Source organism: Streptomyces sp. NPDC051976, from assembly GCF_040680795.1.
Taxonomy (GTDB): Bacteria; Actinomycetota; Actinomycetes; order Streptomycetales; family Streptomycetaceae; genus Actinacidiphila.
Map to the genome: position 1 here is coordinate 33,364 of NZ_JBFAXL010000019.1, position 12,729 is coordinate 46,092.

At 70.1% G+C, this 12,729-nt stretch carries 11 protein-coding genes; 9 read left to right on the plus strand and 2 right to left on the minus strand.

What is annotated here, in order from left to right; all coding sequences use genetic code 11:
* Positions 1–259: 259 nt before the first annotated feature.
* The 9 genes from AB0M29_RS20205 (at position 260) to AB0M29_RS20245 (ending at position 10,839) form a co-directional block, all read left to right on the plus strand.
* Entirely contained in the window at positions 260–1,432 is a 1,173-nt protein-coding gene (locus tag AB0M29_RS20205; protein ID WP_365384333.1) for a globin domain-containing protein, read from the plus strand.
* Positions 1,433–1,576: 144 nt separating this feature from the next.
* Positions 1,577–2,653, plus strand: a complete 1,077-nt coding sequence (locus AB0M29_RS20210) for a nitric oxide synthase oxygenase (RefSeq protein ID WP_365384458.1) — start codon at positions 1,577–1,579, stop codon at positions 2,651–2,653.
* A gap of 56 nt (positions 2,654–2,709) precedes the next feature.
* Positions 2,710–3,003, plus strand: coding sequence for a three-helix bundle dimerization domain-containing protein (locus AB0M29_RS20215; protein ID WP_365384335.1), 294 nt, complete (start codon positions 2,710–2,712; stop codon positions 3,001–3,003).
* On the plus strand, positions 3,000–3,974 hold the full coding sequence (locus AB0M29_RS20220) for a polyphosphate kinase 2 family protein (protein ID WP_365384337.1): 975 nt from the start codon (positions 3,000–3,002) through the stop codon (positions 3,972–3,974). The genes AB0M29_RS20215 and AB0M29_RS20220 overlap by 4 nt, the downstream gene beginning before the upstream one ends.
* A gap of 1 nt (position 3,975) precedes the next feature.
* On the plus strand, positions 3,976–6,690 hold the full coding sequence (locus tag AB0M29_RS20225; protein WP_365384339.1) for an HAD-IC family P-type ATPase: 2,715 nt from the start codon (positions 3,976–3,978) through the stop codon (positions 6,688–6,690).
* A gap of 254 nt (positions 6,691–6,944) precedes the next feature.
* Entirely contained in the window at positions 6,945–7,811 is an 867-nt protein-coding gene (locus AB0M29_RS20230) for a hypothetical protein (protein ID WP_365384342.1), read from the plus strand.
* A 255-nt stretch (positions 7,812–8,066) separates the two neighbouring features.
* Positions 8,067–8,468 carry a very short patch repair endonuclease gene (locus tag AB0M29_RS20235; RefSeq protein WP_365384344.1) on the plus strand — a complete coding sequence of 134 codons (402 nt, stop codon included), beginning with the start codon at positions 8,067–8,069 and terminating at the stop codon, positions 8,466–8,468.
* The gene (locus AB0M29_RS20240) at positions 8,465–9,460 is read left to right on the plus strand and encodes a DNA cytosine methyltransferase (protein WP_365384345.1); all 996 of its coding nucleotides are present in this window, start codon (positions 8,465–8,467) and stop codon (positions 9,458–9,460) included. Before AB0M29_RS20235 ends, AB0M29_RS20240 begins: the two co-directional genes overlap by 4 nt.
* 11 nt (positions 9,461–9,471) lie before the next feature.
* A complete protein-coding gene (locus AB0M29_RS20245) occupies positions 9,472–10,839 on the plus strand; it encodes a DNA cytosine methyltransferase (protein WP_365384347.1) in 1,368 nt (455 codons plus the stop codon).
* Positions 10,840–10,856: 17 nt separating this feature from the next.
* On the opposite strand, the gene AB0M29_RS20250 is transcribed toward AB0M29_RS20245, so the two are convergent.
* Complete coding sequence (locus AB0M29_RS20250) at positions 10,857–11,735, minus strand: DUF6339 family protein (RefSeq protein WP_365384349.1); 879 nt, start codon at positions 11,733–11,735, stop codon at positions 10,857–10,859.
* Positions 11,732–12,727 carry a hypothetical protein gene (locus AB0M29_RS20255; protein ID WP_365384351.1) on the minus strand — a complete coding sequence of 332 codons (996 nt, stop codon included), beginning with the start codon at positions 12,725–12,727 and terminating at the stop codon, positions 11,732–11,734. The genes AB0M29_RS20250 and AB0M29_RS20255 overlap by 4 nt, the downstream gene beginning before the upstream one ends.
* Between the last annotated feature and the right edge of the window lie 2 nt (positions 12,728–12,729).

Sequence of the window (12,729 nt, forward strand, 5' to 3'; positions counted from 1 at the left end):
GCAGCGCTCACGGCAATTACCTGACCCAACGTCTCGGACAATGGCTCACTTGTATGCTGATGACGATTCCATGTGATCTGGGCGGCGCTCAGTGAAATTCTCACCGCGCTCTCCGCTGGTCGGAAACCTCGGAAACAAACGCCGGGGCGAGGCGGGCGCCCACCCATTCCCGTCGGCTCCGGAGCCGGAAAACACCGCCGCGACCCGCCGTCCCCCTCCTCCGGCGCCACCCCCCGCGCCGAGCCCCCTGCCGCGGCTCGTGCCCCTGACGGACGACGAGATCGCCCTGATGCGCGCCAGCGTGGCCGTGGTGGGACCGTTCGCCGGGGACATGACGGTGTACTTCTACGCCATCCTGTTCACCCGGTACCCGCAGGTGCGCACGCTCTTCCCCGACAACCTCGACGTACAGCGCGACCGCCTGCTGCGCGGCCTGCTGCGGATCGTCGACCTGGTCGACGACCCCGAGAGCCTGGTGCACTTCTGCGGCCGCCTCGGCCGGGACCACCGCAAGTTCGGTGCGCTGAACGGCCATTACCCCGCGGTGGGCGAGTGCCTGCTCGCCGCCCTGGCCCGCTACGCGGGCGACGCCTGGACCCCCGAGCTGTCCGCCGCCTGGGCGCACGGCTACGACGTCGTCGCCCGGGTGATGATGCACGCCGCCGAGCAGGACGCCCACAGCAGGCCCGCGGTCTGGGAGGCGGAAGTCGTCCACCATGTGCACCGCGGCCACGGCATCGCGGAGATCACCGTACGGCCCGACGCCCCGTACCCGTACGCGGCGGGCCAGTACGCGAGCGTGGAGACGCCCTGGCAGCCGAAGGCATGGCGCTACTACTCGCCCGCGCACGCCCCGCGGTCCGACAACACCCTCACCTTCCACGTACGCGCGGTCAGCCAGGGCCAGGTCAGCCAGGCGCTGGTGTACAGCGCGCTGCCCGGCGACGTGGTCCGGCTCGGGCCCACGCAGGGCGACATGACCCTGGACCCCGAGAGCGACCGCGATCTGGTGTGCGTCGCCGGGGGCACCGGCATGGCCCCGATCCGCGCCCTGGTCGAACAGGCCGCCCGCAACGGCATCCAGCGCTACGTCGACGTCTTCGTCGGGGCGCGCACCGCCGAGGAGTTGTACGGCCTCGACGACATGCTGCGGATGTCCCAGCGCCACCACTGGCTCTCGGTACGGGCCGCGGTCTCGCACGAGCGCATCGCCGGTCTGGAGGGCACACTGCCGCAGGTCCTGAGCGAGTTCGGGCCGTTCTACCAGCACGAGGCCTTCCTGTCGGGCCCGGTCGACATGGTCACCCAGGCCACGACGACCCTGACCCGGCAGGGCATCCCCCCGGACCGTATCCACTTCGACCCCTTCGATGTCCCCGCGCTGGAGGCCGACTTGATGCCCCGGCGGACGAGGGACGAGGCCGGGCAATGAGCGCGCCCGTCGTGCCGTACGGCGCGGTGACCTCGACCTCCCCCGAGCAGGAGCGAACCACCTGTGCGTATCTCTGATCCACCCATCGTCGCCGGACGCCCGCCCACCGTCGCCAGACACCGCGCGCCGGGAGGCGGCGACGTCCTGGACGCCGCGGTGACCTTCCTCCAGCAGTTCGCCGCGGAGCACCCGGGCTCCGGCGACCCGCGGCGCAGGATCGCCGAGGTGGCCGCGGAGATCGGGCGGCACGGCACGTACACCCACACACCGGAGGAGCTGGCCTTCGGCGCCCGGGTCGCCTGGCGCAACTCGGCACGCTGCATCGGCCGCCTCTACTGGAACAACCTGACCGTGCGCGACATGCGGCACGTGGAGGACCCGGACACCATCGCCGCGCAGTGCTTCGAGCATCTGCGCCTCGCCACCAACGGCGGCCGGATCCGCCCCGTCATCACCGTCTTCGCCCCGGACCGCCCCGGCCGTCCGGGCCCCACGCTCCTCGGCGAGCAGCTGGTGCGTTACGCGGACGATCCCCGTACCGCCCATCGGGTGGCGCTGGCCAGGGAGTTGGGCTGGAAGGGCGGCGAAACCCCCTTCGAGGTGCTGCCGTTGCTGGTGCAGCCCGGCTCCGGTCGCCCCGAGTTCTACGAGATACCCGAAGACGCCGTGCTGGAGGTGCCGTTGAGCCACCCGCGGCACCCGGGCTTCGCCGCCCTGGGCCTGCGCTGGTACGCGGTGCCGGCCGTCTGCGACATGCCGCTGGAGATCGGCGGGGTCCTCTACCCGGCGGCGCCCTTCAACGGCTGGTACATGGGCACCGAGATCGGCTCCCGCAACCTCGCCGACACCGACCGCTACGACCTGCTGCCCACCGTCGCCGCCCTCTTCGGCCTCGACACCGCCAACGACCGCACCCTGTGGCGTGACCGCGCCCTCGTCGAGCTCAACCTGGCCGTGCTCCACTCCTACGAGCAGGCCGGGGTGACCATCGCCGACCACCACACGGAATCCACCCGCTTCCTCTCCCACGTGGAGCGCGAGAGCCGCCACGGCCGCCCCGTCCCGACCGACTGGAGCTGGATCGTGCCGCCCCTGTCGGGCTCGGCGACCGCCGTCTTCCACCGCTACTACGACCCCCCGGACCCCGACCTCCGCCCCGCCTTCCTGCACCGCACCCCGACCTGCCCGCTGGGCGGATTTCCCGGGGCCGCCGGACAATAGGAGGAGGCGGCCGGCCGGGCCGCCCAGGTCCTCCGAGCGCGCGGGGCGGTCAGGTGATGAGTACGGACGAGTCGGCACCCCCAGCCACCCCCTCCCCCTCCACCCGAGCGGACGAGGCAGCCGCCCTCCTCCAGCTCGCCGCCGCCCTGAAGCGCGCCTACCCCGCCGTCGACGAGGTCCTCGTGGACGCGGCGGTCGCCTCGGCCCACGGCACCTTCCGCGACGCCAAGATCCGCACGTACATCCCCGTCCTGGTGGAACGCCGCGCCCGCCACCTCCTCGACACGAACCTCGCCCCCGACACTCCCTCGGCCCTGTCCGGCCTGGACCGCGTCGGCGGGTCGTCGTGACGCACACCAGGGACCCCCGGGCCGCCCGCATCGCGAAGCTCATCGAGCCGCTGCGGGTGGAGCCGGGCTCGCGGGTGCGCCTGGGCAGGGACTTCGATCCCCGCTACAAGGCGGGCCTGAAGAAGAAGCACGGCGCGGAGCTGCTGCGGGCGGGCGTGTCCCTGCTCGCCGAGTACCAGGAGCGGCTGGCCGCCCAGGACACCTACGGCGTGCTGCTCTGCCTGCAGGCGCTCGACGCCGGGGGCAAGGACGGCACGATCCGGCACGTCATGAGCGGGGTGAACCCGCAGGGCGTGAAGGTGAGCAGCTTCAAGCAGCCCTCCGCCGAGGAGCTGGGCCACGACTACCTGTGGCGGTACGCCGCCCGGCTGCCGTCACGCGGCGACATCGCGATCTTCAACCGTTCGCACTACGAGGAGGTGCTCGTCGTCCGCGTGCACCCGGAGATCCTCGACCGCCAGCGGCTGCCCGAGGAAGCGCGGAGTGCGAAGATCTGGGACCGCCGCTACCGGGAGATCAACAACTGGGAGCGCCACCTGACCGACAACGGGTTCAAGGTGGTGAAGATCTTCCTGAACCTCTCCAAGGAGGAGCAGCGCGTCCGCTTCATGAAGCGCCTCGACCTGCCGGAGAAGAACTGGAAGTTCTCCGCCTCCGACGTCCGCGAGCGCCGGCTGTGGGACGACTACCAGCACGCGTTCTCCGAGATGCTCTCCGCGACCAGCACCGCGTGGGCGCCCTGGTACGTCGTACCGGCGGACCGCAAGTGGTTCGCGCGCATCTGCACGGCCGCGGTGCTGGCCCACACCCTCATCGACATCGACCCCCACTACCCCGTGGTCGGCAAGGAGACCCGCGCCAACCTCCGGGCCGTGCGGGAGGAGCTGGAGGCCGAGGCCCCCAAGGGCGCGGCGCCCGACCCGTACGCCGCCAGGCATCCGGTGCCTTCCCCGTCCGACGGCGAGGGCTGACATGGGGACGGCCGAGGAGTCCGGGGCGGATCGGCGCTGGTACGCCCGGTCGCCGGAGGATGTCGCGTCGGCGTTCGGCGTCGCTCCGGCGGCCGGGCTCTCCGCCGCCCGGGTCGCCGAGCTGCGGGCCGCGCACGGACCGAACGCGCTGCCGGAGGAGAAGCCGCCCCCGGCCTGGCGGCGGTTCGCCGAGCAGTACCGCAGCTACATGCAGATCGTCCTGGTGGTGGCCGCCGTGGTCTCGCTGGCGATCGCGCAGTGGACCACGGCGATCCTGCTCCTCGCGCTGACCCTGCTGAACGCCGTCGTGGGCCTGCGCCAGGAGGGCAAGGCCGAGAGCGCGATGAACGCGCTGAAGTCCCTGCTGACGGCGACGGCCCGGGTACGGCGCGACGGCGCCGAGTCGGAGGTCCCGGCGGAGGAACTGGTCGTGGGCGATGTCGTGCTCATCTCCGCCGGTGACCAGGTCCCGGCGGACGGGCGGATCATCGAGGCGCACGCGCTGCAGATCGACGAGTCCGCGCTGACCGGCGAGAGCGTACCGGCCGCGAAGGGCGCCGATACGCTGCCGGACGCCCCACTGGGCCCGGGGGACCGGTCGAACACGGCGTTCATGCACACCCCGGTCACCCACGGCAGCGGCGTCGTGATCATCACCGGCACCGGCAAGGACACGGAACTGGGCAAGATCTCGGAGATGCTGTCGGCGACCGAGAAGGAGGAGCCGCCGCTCACCCGGGAGCTGGACAGGCTGACCCTGTGGATCACCGCCGCCGCGGGCCTGACCATGATCGTGATGTTCGCGCTCGGCCGCGGCCGCGGCCAGGCATGGGACGCGCTGTTCGTCAGCGCGGTCTCCCTGGCCATCGCCGCCATCCCCGAGGCCCTGCCGACCGTCACCCAGGCGATCCTCTCCGTCGGCAGCCTCAAGCTGGCCGAGCGCAACGCGATCGTGAAGGAGCTGCCGTCGGTCGAGACCCTGGCCTTCACGTCGGCGATCAACTCCGACAAGACCGGCACCCTCACCATGAACCAGATGACGGCGGCCGAGGTGGTGACCCCCACCGACCGCTACACCGTCTCCGGCACCGGCTACGGCCTCGACGGCAAGGTCCACCACGCCGCGGGCTCCGCCACGGGCATCGAGGACGCGATCCTCCCCTACCTCGTCGCGAACGACGCCCGGCTGGTGGAGGGCGAGGTCGTCGGCGACCCGACCGAGGGCGCGTTCCTGGTGCTGGCCCACAAGGCCGGCCTCGACATCGAGGGCACACACGAGCGGCTGTCCCGTATCGCCACGCTGCCGTTCGACCCGAGCTACAAACTGATGGCCACCTTCAACTCCGCCGTCGACGCCTCGGGACGGCCGGTCGTGCGCTGCTTCGTCAAGGGCGCGGCCCCGGCGGTGACGGCCCGTACGGCCTCCGCGCTCGCGGCCGGCGCGACCGTCCCCTGGGACGCCGAGCAGAGCCGCCGCGCCCAGGAGCACGCCGAGCGCATGGGCGGGGAGGGCCGCCGGGTGATGGCGGCGGCCACCCGCGATCTGGATCCGGCCGACTTCGACCCCGCCGCCGACCTGCTCGCCTACGTCACCGACCTGCGGCTGACCAGCCTGGTCGGCATGGTCGACCCCCCGCGCGCCGAGTCCCGGGCCGCCGTGGCCAGCGCCCAGGCCGCCCACATCCGGGTCCGCATGGTGACCGGCGACGACGTCACCACCGGCGCCGCCATCGCCCGGCAGCTCGGCATCCCCGGCGAGGCCGTACTCGGCGCCGACTTCGCCGCCCTCCCGGAGCACGAGCAGCTGTCCCGTATCGACGACATCGGCGTGGTGGGGCGGGTCGCGCCGGAGCACAAGGTGCTGCTCGCCGCCACGCTCAAGAAGAAGGGCGACGTCGTGGCGATGACTGGCGACGGCGTCAACGACGCCCCCGCCATCAAGTCCGCCGACATCGGCATCGCCATGGGCAGCGGCACCGACGTGGCGAAGAACGCGGGCCGGATGATCCTGTCCGACGACAACTTCGCCACCATCGTCTACGCCGTCGAGCAGGGCCGGAAGCTCTACGACAACCTGACCAAGTACATCCGCTTCGTCCTGCTGCTCCTGGTCACCTTCGTCCTGACCTTCCTCGGCGCCACCCTCCTCAACATCGCCGCGGGCGAGCCCTTCACCCCGCCGCAGGTGCTGTGGATCCACTTCGTGGTCAACGCGTCCTTCGGCTTCGCCCTCGGCTTCGACCAGGAGAGCCCGGGTCTCATGGACCGCCGCCCGCGCCCCCGCGGCGAGTCCGTCCTCACCCGCCCGGTCCTCGTCACCGTCGGCCTCGCCGGCCTGGCGATCACGCTCATCCTGCTCGGCCTGATCAAGCTGGGCGAGTCCCACTTCCACAGCCTCGCCATCGGCAGCTCCATGGCCTTCACCGCCTTCGCCCTCTGCCTGATCGTGGCCGCCTTCGAATGCCGCGGCCAGACCGACACCGTGCTGACCCCCAGCACCTTCGACAGCAAGCAGATGAACTGGGTGGCCCTCGCCCAACTCGCCCTCTCCGTCCTCACCACCCAGCTCGACGGCTTCCGCCGCCTCCTCGGCACCACCCAACTGACCGCCCGCCAGTTCGGCTGGGCGCTGCTGTCGGCGGTGGCCCTGCTGGCGGCCTGGGAACTGGCCAAGCTGATGGCGCGGAGGGCGCGGCGCACCGCGGCGGCCGCCTGACTGGCGGCCGCCTGACTGTCCTCGCATGTGACAGCGGCGTACGGAACATGTCACAGGGCTCGTATAGCGGGGCGCCGTGGCTTCCACCGGGGCCCCATCGATGCGATGTTACGGGCCGGAGCGGCCCGCGGCGGGCCGCCGGGGGACAGGGGGACGCCTTGACACGCCATCAGCACCGCACCGGCAACGGCAGAACGCGCGCGAAGGGGAGCACACGACGCCGCTGGGCAGTGGTGACCGCCACGGCGCTCGCCATGGCCGCACCACTGACGCTCGGCACCGCGGGACAGGCGGGGGCGGCGGGGGACCACGCGATCGTCTTCGCCCGCTACACCGCGGCGGCACCCGTGGAAGACCTCTACACGATCTCGCCCAGCGGCGGCGCGACCACCAAACTCACCCACACCTCCACCGTCAGCGACGTGATGCCGACCTGGTCCCCGGACGGCACCCGGGTGGCCTTCGTCCGCTACGGATCCGGCGGCGCCATCGACGGCATCTGGACGATGCTGACCGCGGGCGGCGGCCTGAAGGCCGTCCCGGGCACCAAGGGCGCCTCCGAGCCGGCATGGTCCCCGGACGGCAAGAAGCTCGCCTACGCCAAGCCGGTCGGCACCCAGCGCGAGCTCTATGTGTCCGACGTCGACGGTACCCACGCCACCCGGCTCACCCACAACGCGGCGGACGACGTCCACCCGACGTGGTCCCCGGGCGGCACCTACCTGGCGTTCAACCGCGCGGACGCCACCGGACACAGCAGGGTGATGCGGATCCGGCTGTCCACCCTGACCGTGACGGCGGTCACCGGGCCCAGCTCCCACGACTGGACGCCCGACTGGTCACACAACAACCTCATCGCCTTCAGCCGCCTGGACTCCACCGGCTTCTCCCACCTCTACCTCATCCACCCCGACGGCACCGCCCTCCACCGCATCACCACGGCCCGCCTCAACGACAAGTACCCCTCCTGGTCCCCCGACGGCACCCGCCTCGTCTTCACCCGAGGCGGCACCGACGACGCCGACCCCGAACACCTCTTCCTCATCCACCCCGACGGCACCGCCCTCACCCCCCTCACCACGACCGCCTCCCACGACCTGGAAGCCGACTGGCGCCCGTAGCGCCACGGCGCCACCCGCGCTGGAAAGCGGGCGATAGGCTGATAAAGCGATGTCCGAGGCTGTCTGCATCGGCGGTACCGCCCGGCAGGCGGAATCCGGTGCGGCAGCGCTCGGCCCCGTGATGGGATGGACACGACAGCCGTGGTCCGGCAGCTCGACCGTACGGACTCGACCGCCGTCGGGACCGAGCCACGATCGTGAGGCACAGCCGCCTTGAGCACTATGAAGCCTTCCTCGCCTTCCGTCTCCGCACGCATGAGCCGTCAGGCGAGCAAGGACACGGCATGCGAATTGCTGGTCCGACGCCGCCTGCACGCGGCCGGCCTGCGCTACCGCGTGGAGTATCCGGTGCCAGGCATGGCGCGGCGCCGGATCGACGTGGCGTTCACCGCCGTCAAAGTGGCTGTCCTGATCGACGGATGCTTCTGGCACGGCTGCCCTGAACACGCGACGCAGCCCAAGTCGAACGCAGAGTGGTGGCGGCAGAAATTGGACCGCAACATGGCACGTGATACGGAGACCACGGAGCACCTCGCAGCGGCCGGCTGGGAGGTACTGCGCTTCTGGGAGCATGAACCACCGGGTGACGTGGCTCTCCGTATCGCGGCAACGGTGGAGCGGCAGAAGTTCCAGCGGGAACGCGGGAGGAATCGTTGAGCGGACTGAGCTTTGTCGACGTGTGCGCGGGGGCGGGCGGGCTCGCCCTGGGACTGGAACGAGCGGGCTTCACGCCGCGGCTCCTCCTGGACAACGAGTCGTCCGCCTGCGACACGCTCCGAGCCAACCGGCCCCATTGGAACGTGGTGGAGGCAGACCTCCTCGACTTCGACCCCGTGGATCACCCCGAGGTGTACGACGTCGATCTGCTGGCCGCTGGTCTGCCGAGGGTGAAGTCGAGCGCGACGGTGACGCGCCAGTCGTCGGACACCGAGTTACGCCTCATCGAGGCGACCGCCTATCTGGTCCACGCCGTCCAGCCGCGTGCGCTGATCATCGAGAACGTGCCCACTCTGGTCGACGAGGACTCCCTGGCGCCGATACGGGACTTCCTCCGCGAGGAGCTGGCGCACCTCGGCTATGCACTGACCTGGTTCATCCTGAACGCTGCCGACTTCGGAGTGCCCCAGGACCGCAGGCAAGGGATCCTCGTGGCCGTCAAGCAGCAGTGGGCGAGTGCCTTCCGGCCGCCCCGACCCAGCGTCTATGAGCACACATCGGTCGGAGAGGCGCTGGCACCGTCGATGCGTTCCTACGGCTGGCCGGATGCCGACCGGTGGGCGGCCCAAGCGACAAGTGTGGCACCTACCTTGGTGGGCGGATCCAAGACGCACGGAGGCCCCGACTTCGGACCGAGCGGCACAAAGGCCAAGTGGGGACGGATGGGGGTCTACACGAAGTCATTCGGAAACGAGCCTCCCGGCCCCGGCTTCACATGGGATCCGTCCCTCGGGGACGACGGACTGGTAAGGATCACGGTGGACCAGACCGCTCTCCTCCAAGGCTTCCCCGCAGTATGGGAGATCTCTGGAGGCAAGACCGCCCGGTACCGCCAGATCGGGCACGCGACCCCGCCGCCGGTCGGAGAGGCGCTGGGACGAGCCGTCGCCGAAGCATTGAACGCGGATCCGGGAACCCCCACGGCCGGCTAGACTTCGGCCACATGACCAGCTCGGCGCACCACCAGCCCATCCTCGACAAGCCCTTTGTCCTGGATCTCTTCGCAGGTCCCGGAGGGCTGGATGTCGCCGGGCACGCACTCGAGATCCCGAGTCTCGGTATCGAGTGGGACAGAAGCGCGTGCCTGACCCGATACGCCGCCGGGTTGGACACCCTCCACGCCGACGTGAGCGCGGTACGCAGGGACGCCTTCGAGACTCTGCCGCCGGAGATCAACGTGCTCGCCGGCGGTCCTCCGTGCCAGACGTACTCGGTGGCAGGGCACGGCGCCGGGCGCCAGGCCCTGGAAAACGTCAAGAAGTACATCGAGCGACTGATGGCGGGTGAGTCCGACCAGGCGATCGACGAGAAGCTGACGACTCTCCCCGATCCGCGCACCGCGATGGTCCTCGAACCTCTCCGTTACGCGATCCAAGCGACGCGGAGCCCGCGTCGAGAGCACCGCCCGTACGACGTCATCGTCCTGGAACAGGTTCCCGCAGTGGCCCCGCTCTGGGAGCACTACGCCAAGGTGCTGGAGGAGACAGGGCTACCCGACGGGACCAAGTACAAGGTCGTCGTCGATGTCCTCGACACCGAGACCTACGGGGTTCCGCAGACGCGATCCCGCGCGGTGCTGATCGCTCGACGTGAAGGACTTGGCGAGCCCTCCGTCCCCGCCCCGACCCACCGTGCGTATGAAGCGAAGGAATGGAATCGGAAGAACGGCACGAGCGAACCCGATCAGGCTGCGGACCAGGTCCATCAGCCGACTCTCGACGAGGACACCACCGTGTCGAAGAGCGACGCGGACCTGCTGCCCTGGAGATCGATGCAGGATGCCATCGCGAAACCGGTGGGGTCGCATCCCGGGCGTCGTATTCCCTTCCTGGTCCGCTCGAACTACGGGAGTTCTGGGAACCCGGGGAGGCGTGGAGTGCGGTCCGACCAGCAGCCCGCCACCACCGTCACCGGCCGCATCTCCCGCTTCGTGGTCTTCGAGCACCTCGACGAGAAAATCGTCTACGAGGGCCAACGGTTCAGCATGAACGAGGCGGGAATGCTGCAGAGCTTCCCACCGGACTATCCATGGTCCGGTACGGCGCAGGCCCAGCAGGTGGGCAACGCCGTACCGCCCCTGTTCGGCGCATACCTGCTGAGCGCCGCTCTGGGGCTCCCCAAGCCGGACCCGGAGGAGTTGAAGAAGCCGTGGCAGCCAGCCACGAAGGAACAGCGGGCAAAGCTGCGCAGCAACGGCTGCGGGGCAGCTGACGCCTGCACCGACAGGTGCCCGCACCCTAAGGACCAGGTGCCGCCCCCTTCCTCCGTGCGCCCTCGCAAGAGCAAGGACAGGAAGGCATCGGCGAAGTAGCCCGAGCACGGCCCAGGTCAATCCGCGCTCTTCCTGCCCCTGACCGGCGCGGTCTCGAACAGCTCCGCGAAGTAGCTGGCGAGCGCAGCCACGGATTCCTCCGGGACAGGGTCCTCGTCGGGCCCGTTCGGGAGTTCGTACCGCTCCACCGGTGGCGCCGATTCAGCTTCCGCGATCCACTTCCGCAGTGGAGCGGGGTCGCGGGGCTGGTCCGGCGCGAGGATGTCGTAGATCAAGGTCGCTCCCGCCGCATTGATCGCGACGCTGAGTCCGTTGATCTCTCGCCCGCCGGAGATCTGGCCGCTCTTCAGAAGACGGACCAATGCCTGAGCGGTGGGACGGTGATCGATCAACTCGCTCCGTAGAACGGTGTGGATGAGGTCCTGATTTCCGCATGCGGTCTCGACGGGCTCGTAGTCCGACCCGTTCCTGAAGAGTTCGGCCGCCCACCACAGGCGGGAGAAACACTGACGGTCCGCCGGGCCACGGAACCGCTCGGCAGCGATGCGCCTTTCCGGCCTGTTCGCCGTCGGCTCCGACAAGTGCCGCCAGGCGACGTAGTCGGGGGCCACCGCCAAGGCCAGGTGGTTCCACAGGCGCTTGTCCGCCGCTTCGCGCCGCGTCAGGCGCAGCGTGGCATGGAGCCGTGGCGCGAGCCACGCGTCGGCTCGAGTGCGGTCCTCCCGGAACTCGAACACGGCGTCCTCGACCAGGCTCCGGATCGGCTCGACCCACCACCTGGCGTCGTCCTCGGGGAGCGGCTCGACAACCTTGGCGAGATCGATGCCGCCATGAACCTGCTCGCTTCTGAGCAGTTCATCAGTGAGGAACGGATCGACGGCCGAAGTGGCGAGCAGCCCCAGTCGTTCCGGTACGTGGTTCGGTTGGGTGATCACGTGTCACTCTCGCGATTCATCTGTTCCAGACTGCGGATGGCATAGGCGAGCGCCTTCGTGGCGTCGGCGCGGCGGACCGCCGCGTAGTGGATATGCGTCTGGAGCTCCACCCAGCCCGAGTCGCCGGTACGTCGGCGATGGACCTGTCGGAGGGCCTCCTCGACATGGACGCCGGGAACGACGTCCGGGAGCATCTCCCGGAGAACTTCGCCCTGCCAGTCGGTCGGGAAGACCGGGCCGCCGCCGGGTTCCACCTCGAGATCACCGATGGCACCGTGGAACACCGCGGTCCAGACATCGGTGGCCATCTGCGCGACCAGGAGGTCCCGCACCTTGCTCTCCACACCCGAACCGTTGCTGTCCAACAGACCGATGACACCCTCGACATCGGTATTCACGAACACGGTGGGAACTCTGGCCGAGGTGTCCACGATCCAGGGCGCGTCGGCGTAGACCTGGAGCCATTCACGGGAGCTTCTCTTGAACGATGCTGTCTGGACGTCCAGTTGGAGTCCACGGACCGGCTCGTCGGACACCGTATCGATGATCCAGCTCCGGTCGGTCTCGGCGATCGACCGTCCGTGCACTCCGTCCACGGTCCCGACCGCGTACACGGCGAGGGAGGCTCGCCCCAGGTGGTCATCGCGAAGCACTTCCACGGAGCCCGACCAGTCCCTGCCGTCCGCCGCGTCACGTGTGAGCTCGGCGGAGGTGTGGACATTGGTCTCGCCGTCCGTCAGCACGGCGAGGACGCGCAGATCGGACCAGGCCGCGTCCGGCGCGTTCGCGCCGGGTGGCAACGTCGCAGAGACGCCGATCGTGGCGCTGACCCAGTCGATGTGGCCCGCGATGCCTAGGGCGACGGTCTGCTGTTGGGTCGAGTACGCGGTGGTCTCCAGCTGGTCGCGGGTGCCGTCGGAGAGCTTGAGGGAGACCGAGGTCACCCTGAGGGAGACCGGCCGGTTGAGCCGCTTGTAGGGGTAGATCTTCACGC